This window comes from Vibrio sp. MM46, from assembly GCF_027587135.1.
GTDB classification, from domain to species: Bacteria; Pseudomonadota; Gammaproteobacteria; order Enterobacterales; family Vibrionaceae; genus Vibrio; species Vibrio harveyi.
In genome coordinates, this window is record NZ_JAPPTO010000122.1 from 1 (window position 1) to 329 (window position 329).

Consider the following 329-nt stretch of genomic DNA (forward strand, 5'->3'; position numbering starts at 1 on the left):
CCGTTAATCGCCGGGGGAATACTCAAAGGCGGGCAATCGGTCATGTCAAGCATGAACTACCAACTATCAAGCATGATTAACTCAACCAACGCCAGAGCGAGCGCGGCAGCCTCAACCGGTAATTTGGATTTTGGCAGTATGCAAATTGATAACCACAGCATGAACAACACCCATGCGAATAAATTTGACACAAACACACTCACCAACCAAGGACACAGCTATACCCAAAATCAAGACGGTTCGGTGACCACACAACACGCCGATGGACGCACTACCTACGACAGCACACAAACGGTCAGCCGAGGTAATATCTCCACCAATACCTCTGC

General features: G+C 49.2%; 1 pseudogene. It reads left to right on the forward strand.

The window, feature by feature from the left end:
- Nucleotides 1–329, forward strand: a pseudogene (locus OH459_RS28230) (conjugal transfer mating-pair stabilization protein TraG); the annotation flags it as partial.